General features: G+C 59.6%; 14 protein-coding genes, 1 tRNA gene and 1 pseudogene. 8 read left to right on the top strand and 8 right to left on the bottom strand.

Going from position 1 to position 18,607, the window contains the following annotated elements; all coding sequences use genetic code 11:
• Positions 1–8: 8 nt before the first annotated feature.
• The 3 genes from mutM (at position 9) to mutY (ending at position 4,185) form a co-directional block, all read left to right on the top strand.
• Positions 9–848 carry a bifunctional DNA-formamidopyrimidine glycosylase/DNA-(apurinic or apyrimidinic site) lyase gene (mutM, locus tag CTATCC11996_RS05365; RefSeq protein WP_003073913.1) on the top strand — a complete coding sequence of 280 codons (840 nt, stop codon included), beginning with the start codon at positions 9–11 and terminating at the stop codon, positions 846–848.
• Positions 849–1,115: 267 nt separating this feature from the next.
• Positions 1,116–3,113, top strand: coding sequence for a dynamin family protein (locus tag CTATCC11996_RS05360; RefSeq protein WP_003073912.1), 1,998 nt, complete (start codon positions 1,116–1,118; stop codon positions 3,111–3,113).
• Positions 3,114–3,117: 4 nt separating this feature from the next.
• Positions 3,118–4,185: an A/G-specific adenine glycosylase gene (mutY, locus tag CTATCC11996_RS05355; protein ID WP_034348258.1), complete on the top strand. Its 1,068-nt coding sequence runs from the start codon at positions 3,118–3,120 to the stop codon at positions 4,183–4,185.
• A 64-nt stretch (positions 4,186–4,249) separates the two neighbouring features.
• Here the strand turns inward: mutY and CTATCC11996_RS05350 are convergent, their stop codons facing one another.
• The 7 genes from CTATCC11996_RS05350 to CTATCC11996_RS05320 form a co-directional block, all read right to left on the bottom strand.
• Positions 4,250–4,531 carry a hypothetical protein gene (locus tag CTATCC11996_RS05350; protein WP_003073910.1) on the bottom strand — a complete coding sequence of 94 codons (282 nt, stop codon included), beginning with the start codon at positions 4,529–4,531 and terminating at the stop codon, positions 4,250–4,252.
• A complete protein-coding gene (gene creD, locus CTATCC11996_RS05345; protein WP_003073909.1) occupies positions 4,528–5,952 on the bottom strand; it encodes a cell envelope integrity protein CreD in 1,425 nt (474 codons plus the stop codon). The genes CTATCC11996_RS05350 and creD overlap by 4 nt, the downstream gene beginning before the upstream one ends.
• A gap of 107 nt (positions 5,953–6,059) precedes the next feature.
• Positions 6,060–7,514: a two-component system sensor histidine kinase CreC gene (creC, locus tag CTATCC11996_RS05340; RefSeq protein WP_003073908.1), complete on the bottom strand. Its 1,455-nt coding sequence runs from the start codon at positions 7,512–7,514 to the stop codon at positions 6,060–6,062.
• A gap of 5 nt (positions 7,515–7,519) precedes the next feature.
• Positions 7,520–8,203, bottom strand: a complete 684-nt coding sequence (locus CTATCC11996_RS05335) for a winged helix-turn-helix domain-containing protein (RefSeq protein ID WP_003073907.1) — start codon at positions 8,201–8,203, stop codon at positions 7,520–7,522.
• Between the two features lie 29 nt (positions 8,204–8,232).
• Positions 8,233–9,156: an RNase adapter RapZ gene (gene rapZ, locus CTATCC11996_RS05330; protein WP_003073906.1), complete on the bottom strand. Its 924-nt coding sequence runs from the start codon at positions 9,154–9,156 to the stop codon at positions 8,233–8,235.
• A gap of 4 nt (positions 9,157–9,160) precedes the next feature.
• Positions 9,161–10,918 (bottom strand): DNA repair protein RecN, encoded by a 1,758-nt coding sequence (gene recN, locus CTATCC11996_RS05325; protein ID WP_003073905.1) that lies wholly within the window; start codon positions 10,916–10,918, stop codon positions 9,161–9,163.
• A gap of 2 nt (positions 10,919–10,920) precedes the next feature.
• Positions 10,921–11,820: an NAD kinase gene (locus tag CTATCC11996_RS05320; protein ID WP_003066061.1), complete on the bottom strand. Its 900-nt coding sequence runs from the start codon at positions 11,818–11,820 to the stop codon at positions 10,921–10,923.
• 29 nt (positions 11,821–11,849) lie between these two features.
• Between CTATCC11996_RS05320 and hrcA the strand changes: the two genes are divergently transcribed.
• The 3 genes from hrcA to CTATCC11996_RS05305 all read left to right on the top strand — a co-directional run bounded on the left by hrcA (position 11,850) and on the right by CTATCC11996_RS05305 (position 14,147).
• Positions 11,850–12,857 carry a heat-inducible transcriptional repressor HrcA gene (gene hrcA, locus CTATCC11996_RS05315; RefSeq protein WP_003073904.1) on the top strand — a complete coding sequence of 336 codons (1,008 nt, stop codon included), beginning with the start codon at positions 11,850–11,852 and terminating at the stop codon, positions 12,855–12,857.
• 52 nt (positions 12,858–12,909) lie between these two features.
• Positions 12,910–12,986: transfer RNA gene (locus CTATCC11996_RS05310), tRNA-Ile, on the top strand.
• A 105-nt stretch (positions 12,987–13,091) separates the two neighbouring features.
• Entirely contained in the window at positions 13,092–14,147 is a 1,056-nt protein-coding gene (locus CTATCC11996_RS05305; RefSeq protein ID WP_003073903.1) for a site-specific integrase, read from the top strand.
• 310 nt (positions 14,148–14,457) lie between these two features.
• Here the strand turns inward: CTATCC11996_RS05305 and CTATCC11996_RS26100 are convergent.
• A pseudogene (locus CTATCC11996_RS26100) lies at positions 14,458–14,622 on the bottom strand (integrase); the annotation flags it as partial.
• Positions 14,623–14,955: 333 nt separating this feature from the next.
• On the opposite strand from CTATCC11996_RS26100, the gene CTATCC11996_RS05300 reads away from it, so the two are divergent.
• Both CTATCC11996_RS05300 and CTATCC11996_RS05295 read left to right on the top strand, forming a co-directional pair.
• On the top strand, positions 14,956–17,280 hold the full coding sequence (locus tag CTATCC11996_RS05300; RefSeq protein WP_003073901.1) for a type I restriction-modification system subunit M: 2,325 nt from the start codon (positions 14,956–14,958) through the stop codon (positions 17,278–17,280).
• Positions 17,277–18,605: a restriction endonuclease subunit S gene (locus CTATCC11996_RS05295; RefSeq protein ID WP_034348257.1), complete on the top strand. Its 1,329-nt coding sequence runs from the start codon at positions 17,277–17,279 to the stop codon at positions 18,603–18,605. Before CTATCC11996_RS05300 ends, CTATCC11996_RS05295 begins: the two co-directional genes overlap by 4 nt.
• The last annotated feature ends 2 nt before the right edge of the window (positions 18,606–18,607 follow it).

Raw genomic sequence — 18,607 nt, 5'->3', positions numbered from 1 at the left:
GAGATTGCATGCCTGAGTTGCCCGAAGTCGAGGTTACGCGCCGCTCTTTTGCTGACCGCATTGCGGGTGCGCAGATTGAGAAAGCCACCTTGGGAAAGCCCCTGCGCTGGCCTCTGGGACTGTTGCCACAGGCACTGGCCGGCAGAGTCGTGCTGGGGGTGCGCAGGCGCGGCAAGTATCTGCTGCTGGACCTGAGCGAAGGTCTGCTGCTCATGCACCTGGGCATGTCGGGTAGCCTGCGCTTTGCGGGCCGCGACGAGGAGCCGCTGGGCACTGGCGGTGCGCATGATCACTTCGACCTGCAGACATCGCGCGGTTTGCTGCGCCTGCATGATCCGCGCCGCTTCGGTGCCGTGATCTATGTCCCGGATGAGGGTGATGCCCTGGCGCGCAAGCTGCTTGACCATCTGGGCATGGAGCCGCTGAGCGAGGGATTCACGCTGGATGCCTTTCAGGCCGGGCTGGCCGCCAGTCGCTCGCCCATCAAGCAGTTGCTGCTCAGCGGCAGCGTGGTGGTCGGTGTCGGCAATATCTATGCTTCCGAGGTGTTGTTTCTGTCGCGGATTCACCCGGCAACACCGGCGCGCGATGTGGGCAGGCGCAAGGTCAAGGTTTTGTATGAGGCCATTCGCACCGTGCTGGCCTTGGCGGTGGAGAAAGGCGGAACGACCTTGCGCGACTTTTCCGCAGCCAACGGCATGGAAGGGCACTTTCAGCTGGAGGCCCAGGTCTATGGCCGCGATGGCCAGCCTTGCTCGCATTGCGGTGCCGCCATCCAGCTCATGCGCCAGGGGCAGCGCAGCACCTATTACTGCGCCCGCTGCCAGAAAGTCGCGAAAACTCTCTGAATTTGATAGCTAATACCGCAGTTTGAGTATGCGTTCAGGCATGTTTTGACGTCACAATTTCATTTTGATGCTTGATATGCCTCAGGGGCGTTGCCAATGTCCAGGCACTGGCGCTGTTCTGCGTCGTTGCGTGCAGATACTTTGCGACTAGATATATCAGGCCAGCCTCTGGAAGAGCCGTAGATGCTGTCAAGGGGCAATGCTATATATTGATCAGGCTGTCAGCCATGGCTGACACGGCGACTCAGACAAACAAGAGGGGTAGATGTGTCAGCTTCATTCAACGAGCAGTTTGGTCAGTATGGTGCATGGCGACGGGGCTTTGCCACCCAGCTGCAGGAGCTGCGTGAATGGTTGATTGCCCAGGATCTGCTGGACGCCTCGGTGCAGGAGCGCTTGCAGAGACTGGAAGAGCAGGTGCGCTCGGACAAGGTCATGGTGGCCTTCGTGGCTGAGTTCTCGCGCGGCAAATCCGAGCTTATCAACGCTGTCTTCTTTGCCCATTACGGCCGTCGGCTGATGCCGGCCAGTGCAGGCCGCACCACCATGTGTCCAGCGGAGCTGGGCTGGGAGCCGGAGCTGCCACCCTGCCTGCGTCTGCTGCCCATCGATACCAGAGAGTCGCCGGAGAGCCTGGGCCAGTGGCGCATGCGCCCCGACGCCTGGGTGCAGCAGCCGCTGGATATCGCCGATGCGCAGCAGATATCCGACACGCTGGCCAAGGTGGCGGAGGTGCGCAAGGTCTCCATCGATCAGGCCAGGGCCTGGGGCTTTTGGCATGACGACGAGGCTGCCGACAACCCCATGGTCGATGCCGACGGCTGGGTTGAGGTGCCGATGTGGCGCCATGCCTTGATCAATATGCCCCATCCTCTACTCAAACAGGGACTGGTGATTCTCGACACGCCTGGCCTGAATGCAGTGGGGGCCGAGCCGGAGCTGACCGTCAATCTGATACCCCAGGCACATGCCGTGGTCTTTGTGCTGGGCGCCGATACCGGCGTGACCAAGTCCGACCTTGCCATCTGGCGCGACCATGTGCTGCCGGCAGGAGCTGGCAAGGTGGGGGACGATGACGCCCTGGCTGCGTCGCGTCTGGTGGTGCTCAACAAGGTGGATACGCTGTGGGACAGTCTGAGTTCTGGCGCGCAGGTGCATGCCCAGTTGCGCCGTCAGCAGCAGGACTCGGCCCAGTTGCTGGGGGTGGCGCTGGAGCGCGTGCTGCCCATCTCCGCCCAGAAGGGACTGGTCGCCAAGGTGGGGCGTAACGACAGTCTGCTTCAGGCCAGTGGTCTGCCCGCTTTTGAAGACCTTCTGGCCAATGGCATCATGGGGCAGCGCCAGAAAGTGCTGCAGGCCGCAGTGCGCACCAATGTGCAACAACTGCGATCGCAGGTGGAGCGCGTCATCAATATGCGCCGCGGCGATCTCGACGACCAGCTGGCCGAGCTCTGCGGCCTGCGCGGAAAGAATGCGACGGTGATTGCCGGCATGCGTGCCCGCATCGAGGCCGAGCACAAGGAGTTCGATCAGAGTGCCGGCCGCATCCAGGCCATGCGCAGCATCCATCTGCGCATGCTCAAGGAGCTGTTCCGGCTTCTGAGCTCGAGAACCTTGAAGGCCGAACTGTCGCAGCTCAAAGAGACCCTGGATCAGCGCGGGCTCAAACTGGGCCTGCGCAACGTCTATGAGCAGACCTTCGGGCGTCTGCATGCCGTGGCTGCCAGGGTGCAGGTCCAGGCCGATGAAATCCAGACCATGATGAGTGCCTCGTTCAAGGAGCTCAATGCGGAGTTCGGCTTCTCCCTGCAGACGCCGCCGCAGCTGGTGCTGTCCGAGCTCAAGGACGACTTGCGCAGCATCGAGGGCAGTTACACCCAGTATCTGGGGCTCAGCAGTGTCATCAGGCTCGGCAGTGCCGACTTTTCGCAGCGCCTGATCAAGGCGCTGGCGCTGCGTCTGCGCACGGTGTTTGAAGCGGCATCGAACGATGTGGATATGTGGAGCAAATCACTGACTGCGCCGGTCGATGCACAATTGCGCGAACGTAAACGCAGTTACACGCGCCGCCTGGAGGCCGTGGACCGGATCAGCGGTGCAGCCACTGAGCTGGAGGAGCGCATTGCCGAGATGGAAAATGCGCAAGCCCGCCTGGGAATGCTGCAGACGCAGCTGATCAGCGCATCGGCACAACTGCTGGATCCGATTGCGGCCGAACGGCCGCAGGCCGTGTCCATGCCGTTGGACATCAACCTGGTAGCTTGAAATCTTGACTCTCCCTTCGATTGCCACAGCCGTAGTGCAGTGGCAGGCCAGCCATGGCCGCAATCATCTGCCCTGGCAGCAAACCCGTGACCCTTACCGCGTCTGGCTGTCTGAAATCATGCTGCAGCAGACCCAGGTCAGTACCGTGCTGGGCTACTACCAGCGCTTCCTGGATGCTTTTCCGGATGTGGCCAGCCTGGCTGCTGCTCCGCAGGATGCCGTGCTGGCGCTGTGGAGCGGCCTGGGCTACTACAGCCGTGCGCGCAATCTGCATAAATGCGCGCAGACCGTGATGGAGCAATGGGGCGGGGCTTTTCCGCAAACGGCCGAAGAACTGGCGACCCTGCCAGGCATTGGCCGTTCCACGGCCGGCGCCATTTCGTCGTTCTGCTTTTCCGAGCGGGTGCCGATTCTGGATGCCAATGTGCGACGTGTTCTCACACGGGTGCTGGCGTTCGATGCGGACTTGGCGCAGTCCAGAAATGAAAAGCAGCTCTGGGAACACGCCCAGCAACTGTGCCCCACCGAGAATCTGCACGAAGCCATGCCGCGCTACACCCAAGGCATGATGGACCTGGGCGCCAGCGTCTGCACATCGCGCAAGCCCACTTGCCTGGTGTGCCCCTTGCACTCCGAATGTCGGGCGGCCCGCGCCGGCAACCCGGAGAACTATCCCGTGCGCACGCGCAAGATCAAGCGCAGCTCCGAGTCCTGGTGGCTGCTGCTGGCGGTGGATGCACAGCGCCGCGTATGGCTGCAAAAGCGTCCGCAAGCCGGTATCTGGGCCGGGCTTTACAGCCCGCCGGTCTTTGAAGACTACGCGGCACTGCAAAGCCATGCGCAGGCCGCTTGGTCTCAGGACGGGACCCGGGGCTGGCAGGATCTTCCAGGCTTTCTGCATGTGCTGACCCACAAGGATCTGCACCTGCATCCGGTTCTGGTGCCCGTCGATCAGGCGCATGCAGCCCTGGTGTCAGAGGTCGATGAATCGTGCTGGGCGGATGCAGCGGCCTGGGCCGAGCTGGGTCTGCCGGCTCCCATCCGCAAGCTGCTCGATGCCGAGCTGGCCTGAGCGCCTGCCGCATGAATGAAAAAAAGGTGACGGCCGGCGTCACCTTTTTTCATGGCTGCAGATTTCAGAAGCGCAATCTGGGTATCAGCATGGAGCAGCGCAGCCCCATCAAGGCCAGCCACAGGGCCCTGGCCTGCGGGTTGCTGCGCTGCGCCTGCAATTGCCGGCCGGCGGCCACCACCTGCTGGCGCAGGACTTGCTGCGCGCTGCGGTCGCCCTGACTTTGTGCACTCAGCCAGAGTTGCTGGTACTGCTGCACGCTGAGCTGGCAAGGCTGGCCGAGCAGATGGCGCGACGAGGTGTTCAGCAAGGCCTGGGCCTGCGGGGTGTGCCGTGACTGGTTCATGCGGCCTCCTCTTGTTTCGAAGACTTGCTTGGCGCTTCGCTCTCGCTGCGCCCAAAGGCATACCAGTCCACATGACGGGTGCAGACCATGACCAGGGCCAGTACGCCGAACAGGGCGATGGAGCCGACAACCAGAGCGGTCTGCTCCAGCTGCAGCAGCACATACAGCAGGCCGTACAGGGCCGAAATGGCAATCGCGAACGGCAGGCCGCGCCTGATGCTGCCCAGAATGTGGCTGGCATAGAAGGCCAGCAGAGCCACGCAGGAACTGGCAGCTATCGCATAGGCCGTGGCAAAGCCCAGGTGTTCGGACAGGCTGATGAGCAGCAGGAAGAAGCTGCACAAGGCCGAGCCGACCAGCAGGTACTGCACGGGGTGAACGCGCAGCTTTTTCATGACTTCGAACAGGCCGACCGCGACAAAGGTCAGGATCACAAAAAGAATGCCGTATTTGGTGGCGCGCTCGCTCAGCGAGTAGACATTGACGGGGTTGACGAACTCCGTGTCCATGGTTTCGAGGCAGGGGCCGCTGTCGTCATGGCCACGGGCTGCAGAGGCGGCATAGGTTTCCGAGCTGCCCCAGTAGCCGGGGCTGCAAAGACGTTGCTGGCGGGTGAAGGCCGTGCTGGCAGAGGTGGCCAGCGAGGACAGCTCCCAGCTGGCGGTGAAGCCGCTGTCCGTCACCTCGCGTCGGCTGGGTAGAAAGCTGCCGCCAAACGAGGGGTGGGGCCAGTCAGCTGTCAGCGTGACCTTGCTTTCCGTGGCGATGGGGCTGAAGGCGAGCTGCTCGGTGCCCAGCAGTTGCAGCTTGAGGTCCAGGTTCAGGGCTTGGCCTTTTTTCAGCAGGCTGGCGTCAATCTCTGCCTGAATGCCTTTACCGTAGCGCTCCAGCGGCGTGCCGGATTCGACCGCCAGATCCTGGCCGTTGGCCTGCAGCGTCGCGCTGCGGATGCCACGGGGGTCGCTGAGCGCAAATGCCACAAGGACCTTCTTGCAGCGCACCACGGCGTTGGGCTCGCTGGGCTTGGGCAGCTCCGCATACTGCGCGGCGTTGGCAAAACCGGCTGATATCTGGTCGTGCAGCACATAGGTGTTGATATGGTGCAGGCCGCGCGAGCGCTCTTCCATCTTGGCATTGGCGTCGTGGTTGAGCGTGTCGGGCAGCAGCATGCGCTGGAATTCCCGGGTGCTGTATTCGATTTTCTTGCCGTTGGTCGTGCTGGTTGTCTCCGTGCAGTTCTGCACCAGGGCAGGACCAATCAGCGTCTGCGTGCCGGCCAGGCTGGAGACCACGCTTTGCACGGCGTAGTCGCGGTTGCGGATGCGGTCTTTCACCACATCCTGAATCATGGACAGGCCGGCCATGAGCAAGGCCAGAACGATCAGCAGTGAGACTGTCTTGAACAGCAGTCGGTTTTTCATGCGTGCTCCTGAATGAGGGGTTTCAGGACGCAGTGTCGGCAGCGACTGTGTGGACGCAATGAAGTCTGTGAAGCGGGTGTGAAGTCCTGGCCGAAAGCCTTGGTTGCTCAGCTTTGGGGAGCGAAATCCAGTGTCACGACAAGGCCGGGGTGACGATTGCGTACCTGCATGCTGCCGCCATGAAGATGCATGATGCGGGTGACGATGGACAGGCCCAGCCCGGTGCCGCTACGCTCTCCGTTGGGTCTGGGGGTCGTGAAGAAGCGCTCGCCCAGGCGGGCTAGCAAGGGCTCGGCAACACCCGGGCCCTGATCACTGACAGTGATTCGGTGCGGCGCCAGCTCAAGCTCGATCACGCTGTTCTCTGCAGAGAAATCCAGGGCGTTCTGCAGCAGATTGCTGATGGCCAGGGTGACCAGGCCGGTCTCCCAGGGGCCGCTGCTGTCCACGCCACTCAGGCGCATGGTCATGCCGCGTTGCTCTGCATGGCTTTGCAGGGAGGCCATGGCTTGCCGGGCACATTCCATCAGGCTGCAGCCATGGCTGGTGTCCAGTTGCTGGCGCTGCTCCAGACGGCTGAGTTGCAGCAGCTGGTCAATCAGGTTCTGCAGGCGCAGGCTCTGCTCCACCACCTGTCTGGCAAACATGGCCCGGTCCTGGGGCGGCAGCTCTTCCTGCAGCAACTCGCCCGCGCCGCGTATGGCGGCCACCGGGCTTTTGAGTTCGTGGGTCAGGGCGCGTACATAGCCCTCGATATAGTCGCGCCCTTCCAGGCGCTTGCGCATATTGTCCATGGCCTGGGCCAGCTCGCCGAGCTCGCCGGGCATGTCGGGTATGGCCGCAGGAGCAGAGGCCTGTGCGGGATGGGCAGACTCGTTGAGGGTGGGGGCCTGTACATGCTGCGCATAGTTGCGCAGCCGGCGCACGTGAAGCACAAACCACCAGGTCACGGCACAGCCCACGGCGGCGGACAGCAGCACAAACAGCAGGCCGCCGCGCAGAATCTTCTGCTCCGCGCCGTCGACGATTTTCTGTACCGAGCTGGAGGGCTTGGATGCGGTCAGCACCCCGGCAATCTGGCCGTCCACCATGATGGGCGCGGAGACATACATGACGCTGCTGGATTCGTCCTCCTTGACGGCGCGCGTGGTGCGTGCGCCATATTCACCGCGCAGCGTCAGATAGACATCGCGCCAGCGCGAGTAGTCGGCGCCCTGGTCCCTGCCCTGGGAGTCGAACAGCACCATACCCCGGGCGTCGGTGACGGTGATGCGCAGATCCAGCGTGGTCTTGCGTGTGTCCCAGATCCAGGCCTGTATCGGCTTTTGTGTGTAGCCCTGAAGCTGAGCAGCAAACGTGCTGTCCGCACCGGCTTGCAGCCGACCTTTTTCCATGTCGGCACTGGCCAGTGTGGCAAGCGCATAGGCGGTCTCCACCAGCGTGTCTTCGGTCACCTTGCGCACGCTGGGCTTGATCTCCACCATGAAGACGCGCAGCACGAAAAAGGCGGCCAGACCGTTGATCAGGAAGAAGGCAAAGAAGAGGCGCAGGCCCAGACGCATACCGGCTATCCGGGCTGGTTCAGGCTATAGCCCAGACCGCGGTGGGTGACGATGAGCTCCTGATCGGGCAAACGCTCGCGCAGTTTGGCGCGCAGGGTCTTGATGTGGGTATCCACCGTGCGGTCCGTGCTCTCGCTGTCCAGCCCCCAGATTTGCTCCAGCAAGGCGTCGCGGCTCAGGATACGGCCTGCCGCGTTGACCAGGCTCTGCAGCAGCTGATATTCGCGCCTGGTCAGATCCAGCGCCTTGCTGTGGATCAGAGCCCGTTGTCCTTGCTCATCTATTTGCAGTGCTTTCGCAAGCTGGGCGGTCGCTGCAGGCTGAAATTGCCTGGAGCGACGCAGCAGGGCTCGGGTGCGCGCCAGCAGCTCGCGGGGGCTGAAGGGCTTGGTCAGATAGTCGTCCGCGCCCAGTTCCAGGCCCAGAACCTTGTCCATCTCCTCGCCTCTGGCACTGAGCACCAGTACCGGAACAATGGAGCCGGCAGAGCGCAGCTCGCGGCACCAGTCCAGGCCGTTGCCGTCGGGCAGGCCCACATCCATGAGCAGTACATCAAACGCTGTCCTGCTCCACTGCTGACGCGCATCGGCAATCAGCAGGCTGTGGGTGACGGCTATGCCCTCGCGCTCCAGAGCGTAGCAAATCGTTCTTGCAATGGCCGGGTCGTCTTCGAGCAGCAGCACCTGCATGGCTGACGTCTGAGGGCTGAGCATGCGGTTCAGCTGATCGGCTGGATGGCGTCCGGGGCCAGAAACTGCTGCGAGACCTGGATGAATTTGTCACGAAAATCCAGTGATCGGTGGCGGCGCACGGTGGGCCAGTGCTTCTCGAAATGCTTGGCCAGGGCTTCGACGAGAAAGACCGAGCGGTGCTGCCCGCCCGTGCAGCCTATGCCCACGGTGACATAGCTGCGGTGATCTCTGGCCAGCAGCGGCAGCCAGCGTTCGAGGAACTGCTGTATATCCAGTTGCATCTGCTGCACCTCGGGCAAGGCGCCCAGATAGTCGGCAACCGGCTTGTCCAGGCCCGTCAAGGCACGCAGTTCATTGTCGTAGAAGGGATTGGGCAGCATGCGCACGTCAAACACATAGTCAGAGTCTGTGGGCATGCTGTGCTTGAACCCAAAGGACTGGAACATCAGCGTCATCTGCCCTGTGGGTGCTTCGATGATCTGCTTGATATAGCTTTGCAGCTGCGCCGACTTGAGGTCGCCTGTGTCGATGACGATGGAGCGGTCGCGCAGCAGGCCCAGCAGCTCGCGCTCCTTTTCAATATCGAGCTCCAGTGCCTGGCGCTCGTTCGTCTGGGAGCCCGGAGACAGAGGGTGGCGCCTGCGGGTTTCCGAAAAGCGCCTGATCAGAGTGCTGCTGTCGGCATCGAGAAAAATCATGCGTGGCATCAGCCCCTGCTTTTTCAGGCGACGCAGCTGGTCAGGCAACTGAGGCAGGCCCTTGGCGCTGCGTGCATCCATGGCGATGGCCACTTTCTCGTCCTGATGGTTGAGCTTGAGCTCCACAAAGGATTGCAGCAGTTCCGGGGGCAGGTTGTCGACGCAGTAGTAGCCAGCATCCTCCAGCGCATGCAGCGCAACGGATTTGCCCGATCCGGACATGCCGCTGATCAGAACAATCTCCATGGACATGATTTCAAACTCCTCTGACTTTGCCGCTTTTGCGTGCTGTAGTGCTGGCCTTGGCATTTCGGGCCTGGGTGCCCGATGGGCGCAGGGCGATGCTTGCGACCTGCTTTGCAGGCAATCTTGCCATGGCCAGCATTTCTCTGGCATGGGCCATGGTTGCTTCGGACAGGTGCTCGCCGCCCAGCATGCGGGCCATCTCCATCTCGCGCTCCTCGCCCGCCAGCGGGTCCACGCTGCTGATGGTGGTGTTTGACTTGGGGCGCTTGGTCACCCGGTAGTGCTGGTCTGCATAGGCAGCGACCTGGGGCAGGTGAGTGACGGCCAGCACTTGGCGCGAATCGCCGAGCGAGTGCATGAGGCGGCCCACGGTTTCGGCCACCGCTCCACCCACGCCGGAGTCCACCTCGTCAAAGATCAAGGTTCCGGCCTGGCCCAGTTCGCTGGTGGTCACGGCAATGGCCAGCGAGATACGCGACAACTCGCCGCCCGATGCCACCTTGGCAACGGGTTTGGGCGTGGCGCCGGTATGGCCTGCAACCAGAAAAGTGATGCTGTCCATGCCGGCGGGACTGGCTGCATCGGCATGCTCCAGCTGCACCTCAAAACGGCCGCCCTTCATGCCCAGACTTTGCATGGACTGGGTGATGGCGCGCGACAGGCGTGGTGCTGCCAGGGTGCGCTGCTGCGAGATTTTGCGCGCCTCGGCCTGATATCTGAGGTGGGCGGCCTGCTCTTTGGCGCGCAGCCCCTCCACATCGACGGCAGCATCCAGTTGGTGCAGCTCCTGTCTCCAGCCTTCGAGCAGGGCGGGCAAGTCCTCGGGCGTGCGCTTGTAGCGGCGCGCCAGCTGCATCCACAGCGACAGACGTTCATCGAGATCGGCCAGCAGCTCGGGGTCCAGATCGGCGCGGCGCAGATAGGCCTGCAGCGAGTGACGGGCATCGTGCAACTGGGCCACACAGGAGCCCAGTACGTCGGCAATGCTCTGAAACTCGGGCTCAAGGTGCTCCTGGTCCTGCAGCATGTGGTGGGCCCTGCCCAAGGGGGTGGCCGCTCCCGCATCGTCATCCTCCAGCAGTTGCAGGCAGGACTGGGCCGAGTCCATCAGGGTCTGCGCGTGTGACAGACGTGTGTGCTGGGCATTGAGCTCATCCCACTCTTCGGCGTGCGGCGACAGCTTGTCCAGTTCGGAAATCTGCCATTGCAGGCGCTCTCGTTCGCGCTGCAGATTGTCCTGGGCCGAGAGCGCCTGCTCCAGAGCCTGATGATTCTGGCGCCAGTCCTGCCAAAGCGATTTGAGCTGGGTCGTTTCAATGCCGCCGTAGGTATCCAGCATGGCGCGTGCTGCGTCCGGGCGGGTCAGGCTTTGCCAGGCATGCTGGCCGTGAATGTCGATCAGCTGATCGCCCAGATGGCGCAGCTGCGTGGCCGTGGCGGGCGATCCGTTGATCCAGGCACGGCTGCGGCCCAGGCTGTCAATGACGCGGCGCAGCAGCAAATCCTGTTCCTGCGCAAAACCCGACTCTTCCAGCCACTCATGAAGATGGGGTGGGCAATCGAACTCTGCGCAAATATCGGCCTGAGGGCAGCCTTCGCGCACCACCTGTGCATCGGCTCGTGCGCCCAGCACCAGTTGCAGAGCGTCGAGCATGATGGATTTGCCGGCCCCGGTTTCGCCGGTCAGCACCGTGAAGCCGGTCTGCCAGTCCAGATCGAGTGACTGGACAATCACAAAGTCCCGCAGGACGATGCGCTTCAAGGCCATGGTCAGACGCCTCCCTCGTTCCAGCCCAGCTTTTTGCGCAGGGTGTCGAAGTAATTCCAGCCCTTGGGGTGCAGAAAGTGCACGCTGTGATCGGCGCGCGTCACCAGGATGCGGTCGCCATGCTGCAGCGATTTCAGTGACTGCATGTCAAAGTTCGCGCTGGCGTCGCCTCGGCCGCCCACCACCTCGATAGTCACTTCCTGGGCGTCGGAGAGCACGATGGGGCGATTGGAGAGGTTGTGCGGCGCTATGGGCACCATCACCCAGGCCGGAATCGAAGGGTGCAGCATGGGGCCGCCGGCCGATAGCGCATAGGCGGTGGAGCCCGTGGGGGTGGCTACGATCAAGCCGTCCGCGCGCTGGTTGGAGACAAAGCTGCCGCCGACCTCAATGCGCAGCTCCACCATGCCCGAGGTCGAGCCACGGTTGACCACCACATCATTCATGGCCTGGGCTTCAAACACGCACTGGCCGTCGCGCATGACGCGAGCATTCATCAGGGTGCGTTCGTCTTCCTCGTACTCGCCCTGCAGTATGGGCGTGATGGAGGCTTCGAATTCATCCAGGGCGATATCGGTGACAAAACCCAGGCGCCCCTGGTTGATGCCGACCAGCGGCGTGCCATAGCGCGCCAGATGGCGGCACACGCCCAGCATGGTGCCGTCGCCGCCCACCACCAGGCCGAGGTCGCAATGCCTTCCCAGGCCGTCCACGTCCATGCTCGGGTAATCGGGCAGGCCCGCGTAGATGGCGGACTGGGTATCCAGAATCACCTCACAACCCAGGCTGCGCACGTAACCGGCAATCCGTTGCAGCGCTTCGCTGGCTGCATCGGACGGAACGCCTGCTGCGGGTGTGTGGTACTTGCCGATCAGGGCAATATGGTGGAACGTGGATGTCATCTGGGAAATTACATCATTAAAATGAAATCATGCTCGACGAACGTGCCAAGTTATTGCTCAAAGCGCTGATCGAGCGTTACATCGCTGACGGTCAACCAGTCGGCTCGCGCACTCTTTCACGTGCATCCGGGCTTGAATTGTCGCCTGCCACCATACGCAATGTGATGGCCGACCTGGAAGAGATGGGTCTGATCATCAGCCCTCACACATCGGCAGGCCGCGTGCCGACAGCCAGGGGATACCGCCTGTTTGTCGACACCATGCTGACAGTGGATCGCAGCGATCTTGTAACGCCCGGCCTGATGCCTGAACAGCCGCAGAAGGTGATTGCCAATGCGGCCAATCTGCTATCCAACCTCTCCCAGTTCGTGGGTGTGGTCATGGTGCCGCGTCGCAGCTCCGTCTTCAAGCATATCGAGTTCGTGCGCCTGTCGGAGCGGCGCTTTCTGGTCATCATCGTCTCGCCCGAAGGCGATGTGCAAAACCGTGTGATCTTCACGGATGTGGATTACGAGTCCTCGCAACTGATAGAAGCCTCGAATTTCCTCAATCACCATTACGCCGGTTTGACAATGGAGGAGGTGCGCTCGCGGCTGCAAACCGAGGTGGAGCAATTGCGGGGTCAGGTTGCCAGCCTCATGCAGGCGGCGGTGAATGTAGGCACTGAGGTCATGAGCAACCATGATCGCGAGGATGTGGTGATCGCCGGCGAGCGCAATCTGCTGTCCGTGAGCGATTTTTCCAGCGACATGGGCAATCTGCGCCGTGCTTTTGACCTGTTCGAGCAGAAAACGCAAATCCTCAGGTTGCTGGACTTCTCCAATCAGGCCGATGGCGTGCGCATCTATATCGGCGGCGAGAGCCAGACCGTACCGTTTGAAGATCTGTCCGTAGTGAGTGCTCCCTATGAACTCGACGGCAAGGTGGTCGGTACCTTGGGGGTCATCGGCCCCACGCGCATGCACTACGACAAGATGATCCAGATTGTCGATATCACATCCAAACTGGTGAGCAATGCTCTGAGCCACAAGCGTTAGGCCCTACAATGGCGAAGTTTTTCTGGTGGCAGCCACGGCTGTTGTCAGTGTTGGGGCGTTAGCTCAGTTGGTTAGAGCAGAGGACTCATAATCCTTTGGTCGTCGGTTCAAGTCCGCCACGCCCTACCATTTTTTCTAATGGAAACAACAGATTAGGCTTGCACTGTTGTAGCGAAGGCTATTCACCATAGCCCCTGAGGTAACAGTTTCGGTACATTGAACCGAAGGCACCTCATGGCAAGCATCATCAAAACCCCCTCTGGCACCTGGAAGGCCATCATCCGCAAGCGCGGCTTTCCCACCGCCATCAAGACTTTCCGCGTCAAGCGAGATGCCGATGATTGGGCTCGCACGACTGAGGATGAAATGGTGCGCGGCTTGTACATTCGTAGACAGTCCGCCGATCGCATGACGTTGGTCCAGGCTCTGGAGCGCTATGCGGTTGAAGTCACTCCCACCAAAAAGCATTACACCCAGCTCGGTGAGCGGTCGCATCTTGCTGCCTTGACGAAGTTCTTTGGGGCGTACTCCATGAGTGCAGTGACGCCCGAGCTGGTGGCTAAATTCCGTGATCAGCGTTTGGCTGATGGCAAGGCTGCCAACACAGTTCGGCTTGACTTAGCGCTGTTAGGCCATCTGTACGCTGTGGCTATGCGTGAATGGGGCGTAGGGCTCGTCTACAACCCGGTGCGCTTGATTAGGAAGCCTACTCCTGGTGCTGCCCGCGACCGGCGTTTGGATGCTGGTGAAGAAGCTCGATTGTTTGCCGCAGTGGCAGCACATAGCAATCCCATGTTGAAGTGGATTGTGGAGTTGGCTATTGAGACCGGAATGCGCCGATCCGAAATAACGTCATTAAAGCTAGAGCACGTGGACATGGAGCGCCGTATCGTCAGACTGCTTGACACTAAAAATGGTGAGCCACGAACCGTTCCTCTCAGCCGGCGGGCTACCGAAGTGATGCAAGAGGCTATTTCTAATCCTGTTCGTCCTGGCGATACACGCCTTATATTTTTCGGAGAGCCTGGCAGGGATGGGCAGAGAAGACCATGGCAGTACGATCGCGTTTGGCGCCAAATTTTGATAAGCGAAGGATTTCATGACCTTCACTTTCACGATCTCCGCCATGAGGCTGTAAGTCGCCTAGTTGAGCAAGGTTTCAGCGATCAAGAGGTGTCTGCCATCAGCGGGCACAAGTCTATGCAGATGCTGAAGCGCTATACCCACTTAAGGGCAGAAGATTTGGTAGCGAAGCTGGACAAGAGAAGTGAATCAAACTTGCTCGATTGATTAAACTCTGGAACTGAACAGAGCTTGGTTGAGTATTAGCAGCATATCCACCAGACGTTTGCACAACAAAACCTCCACTGGTTCGCATCCCAAACCCACCAGTGGTCTGCATTCAATCCCACCCCAAACCACGCAGAACTTATCGGTAGTGTGGCTCAATGTCGCAATCCGCCCCCCATTGCTGTCGCTCGAGCCATCTACCGGATGTCTGATGTGCAGCGATTACAGCCAGTCGCACCGTTGTGATGAACGTCACCTATGCGCCGTGAAGCAGGCAGTCGAAGGCCAGGCCCCGCTGCCGGAATTCTCGCTAAAGTTCTGTTTGCTCTGAAATCTCAAGAACATCCTCTACCTCTATACCCAGGTAGCGAACCGTGCTTTCCAACTTGGTAGGTCCGAGCAAAATTTGCACTGCACGAAGGTTCTTGGTTCTACGGTAGATCAAAGTTGCCTATGTCCGGCGCATAGAGTGCGTTCGGCATTTAAAGCCGCCGCCATGGTATTCCTGCCGCTGTTGCATGTCATCGGAGCTAATCTGCCAGGCTGACGATGCTTCGTAGCGGAACGAGCGGTGAACTATCTGCCGCTGCGCACAGCCAGGTGCGATTCATACAGATCCCGCATTGGGTGATCGGTTCGGACGGCAATGCAGATTTCCGCCCACAGATTTTTGAGTCCGGCATCTGGCAACAGTTCGGGCTTTGTTTTTTGTAGGCCAGCGCCTGTGCCTCGGTTCGGAAATCAACCCCTAAGCCCGTGCAATACTCGCCCTCGTAGGGTTGAAACCCCAAGCCCTCGTTCGTAACACATGACCCAAGAAACCAACAACCTCGCCGCCGACCTATGGGCGCTGGCCGACCTGCTGCGCGGCGACTTCAAGCAGAGCCAATATGGCCGCGTCATCCTGCCTTTTGCGCTGCTGCGCCGTCTGGAATGTGTGCTGGAGGGCAGCAAGCCCGCTGTGCTGACCGAAGCCGCCAAGGTCGAAAAAATGGCCATTGCCGAAGAGGCCAGAGAAAAGCTGATTCTGCGCGCCACCGGCGGTCTGTCTTTCTTCAATACCTCGCCCATGGACCTCAGCACCCTGGGCGAGTCGGGCATCAAGGCCAATCTGGAGCGCTACATCCAGTGTTTCTCCAAAGACGCCCGCGAGATTTTTGACCACTTCAAGTTTGCCGAATTCATTGGCCTGCTCAACGATGCCAACCTGCTCTACAAGGTCGTGCAAAAAGTCCGCACCATGAACCTGCACCCCAAGGTCGTCTCCAACCACGACATGGGGTTGGTGTTTGAAGAACTGATCCGCAAGTTTGCCGAAAGCTCCAACGAGACGGCGGGCGAGCACTTCACCCCGCGTGACATCGTGCGCCTCACCACCTCGCTGGTGTTCATGGAAGACGATGAAGCCCTCACCAAGCCTGGCATCATCCGCACCATTTACGACCCCACAGCGGGCACGGGCGGCTTTCTCTCGGCGGGCATGGAATATGTGCACGAGCTGAACCCCCAGGCCGTAATGCGCGCGTTTGGTCAGGAACTCAACCCCGAGAGCTACGCCATCTGCAAGGCCGACATGCTCATCAAGGGACAGGATGTCAGCAACATCAAGCTCGGTAACACGCTGTCCAACGACCACCTCTACGCCAGCAAGTTTGACTACATGCTCTCCAACCCCCCCTTTGGCGTGGACTGGAAAAAGATCGAAGGCGACATTACCGACGAACACACCCTCAAAGGCTTTGACGGCCGCTTTGGCCCCGGCCTGCCGCGGGTGTCCGATGGCTCGCTGCTGTTTTTGCTGCATCTCATCAGCAAACTGCGCGATGTGAAGGATGGTGGCTCGCGCATCGGCATCATCCTCAATGGCTCGCCGCTGTTCACTGGTGGCGCAGGCTCAGGCGAATCCGAAATCCGCCGCCATATTCTGGAAAGCGATCTGCTCGAAGCCATCGTCTCCTTGCCCACCGACATGTTCTACAACACCGGCATTGCCACCTATGTGTGGGTGCTGTCGAACAAAAAGCCTGCCGAGCGCAAAGGCAAGGTGCAGCTCATCAATGGCACCAACCTCTGCGGCAAGATGCGCAAATCGCTGGGCAGCAAGCGCAATGTGATGGACGAGGCCGACATTGCCACCATCACCCGTTGCTTCGGCCAATTTGCGGTGGTCGATGCGCAGGCGCTCAACAAACCGGCGGAAGCCAAAAGCAACCGGGGCCGCCAAGCTACCAACCCCAAGCCCGAAGCCGTCAAAACCTTTGCCAGCAAAATTTTTGCTACGCACGAGTTTGGCTACCGCCGCATCACCATTGAGCGGCCCCTGCGCCTGTCGTGGCAGTTCAGCGATGAACGCATCGCCAGCCTGCGCTTTGAGTCAGGCAACCTGAATGCGGCCATGCAGTGGGTCTACGCCGAGTACGGCCAGCCCTACTGGCAAGACGCTGCCGACTGTGACCTCTACGGCCAGTTGGACGACTACGCCGAAGAAATACGCGCCCACCTCAAGCGCGACTTTGCCGACCTCAAGGAAAAGCAGATCAAAGATCTGCTCGATGCCCGCACCTGGCTGGCACAAAAGGCCGTGTTGCTCAAGGCCCGCGCCCTGCAAAGCGCAATCGGCAGCGCCCAGCACGACGACTTCAATGCCTATGACGAAGCCATCAAGGCCGCCAGCAAAAAAGCAGGTATCACGCTGGGCGCGAAAGAGAAAAAGCAGATCGCCGATGCCGTGAGCTGGAAGAACCCTGCCGCCGAAAAAGTGGTCAAGAAGGTTCACAAAGGCAAAGCCAATCCCCTCTACGGTTTGTTCGAGGTGAAGAAAGAAGTCATCGAATACCAAGCCGATGGTGAACTTCGCGATTTTGAAAACGTGGCCCTGGACCCCAACCGCACGGTGAATGAAGTCAACGAAGCCTACTTCATTGCCGAAGTGCAGCCCCATGTGCCCGATGCGTGGATAGACGCCAGCAAGCGCGACGCCAAGGATGGCGAGATCGGCATCGTCGGCTATGAAATTCCCTTCAACCGCCACTTCTACCAGTACCAGCCGCCACGGCCACTGGAAGAAATTGACGCCGATCTGGATGCCGTGAGTACAGAAATCATGGCGCTGCTGCGTGAGGTGCATTCGTGAGTCGGTACAAGGCTTATCCGGAGTACGAAAAATCAAAACTCCAATGGGCAGAAAGAACACCAAAGCACTGGAATTCTGTACATCTTCGCTGGATTGCAAAACTATATGCCGGAGGTACGCCATCCAAGGCTATTGAGGAGTATTGGGAAAATGGGGTAGTGCCTTGGATTAATTCTGGCGAAGTAAATCAAGGCCTAATTTCGGAAGTATCAACCTACATTACAGAAGCTGCCTACAAAAACAGCAGTGCGAAATGGATTCCTAAAAATGCACTGGTGATGGCGCTTGCGGGGCAGGGAAAAACGAAAGGAATGATTGCGCAGCTTGCAATAGATGCTACATGCAATCAGTCTATGGCTGCCATCGTTCCTCAAAACTTACAGAGTTCACGTTATTTATTCTGGTGGTTGTACTCAAACTACCAGAACATCAGAAACATGGCCGGAGGCGACCTTCGAGATGGCCTAAATTTAGAGTTATTGGGCGATATAGGTTGTCCGATTCCAAATGTAGAAGAACAGTTGTCCATCGCCGCTTTCCTCGACCACGAAACGGCGAAGATTGATGCCTTGATCGAGAAGCAGCAGCGGCTGATTGAGTTACTCAAGGAAAAGCGCCAAGCCGTCATCAGCCACGCAGTCACCAAAGGCCTCAACCCCAACGCCCCAATGAAAGACTCCGGCGTGGAGTGGCTGGGTGAGGTGCCTGCGCATTGGGAAATGAAAAAGCTCAGATTTTTAGGTGAAGCCAGAAACGGCTTGACCTACTCCCCTGAGGACATTGTTGATGAGGGCGAGGGAACATTGGTTTTAAGGTCATCAAATGTTCAGAACATGAAAATCGCCTTTGGCGACAATGTTTATGTGAACAAGTATATTCATGAAAGAATCATCACCCGTTTAAACGACATACTGATCTGCTCAAGAAACGGCAGCAGAGCGTTAATTGGTAAGAATGCATTGATTGAAGAAAATGCAGCTGGTTTGGCTTACGGTGCATTTATGATGGTTTTCAGATCAGAGGTTAATCCCTATATTTTCTGGGTTCTTAATTCTCAGCTTTTTGAATACCAGTCTGGCTCTTTCCTAACCTCTATGATTAACCAGTTAACTGTTGAAAACATTAACGGTTTTGAAATTCCTCTACCTCCAGCTGAGGAACGTTCCGCAATCATCGCCTACGTAAAAGAACGAACCTCAAAGATAGATGTTCTTATTAGCCAAGTTGAATCTAGCTTGGCCCTCATTCACGAACGCCGCACAGCCCTGATCTCCGCCGCCGTCACCGGCAAGATCGACGTGCGCGATTGGCAAGCCGCCGCCTGACT

The sequence above is a fragment of the Comamonas testosteroni ATCC 11996 genome, from assembly GCF_000241525.1.
GTDB lineage: Bacteria > Pseudomonadota > Gammaproteobacteria > Burkholderiales > Burkholderiaceae_C > Comamonas > Comamonas testosteroni.
This window is presented reverse-complemented; position numbering and strand designations above follow the sequence as displayed.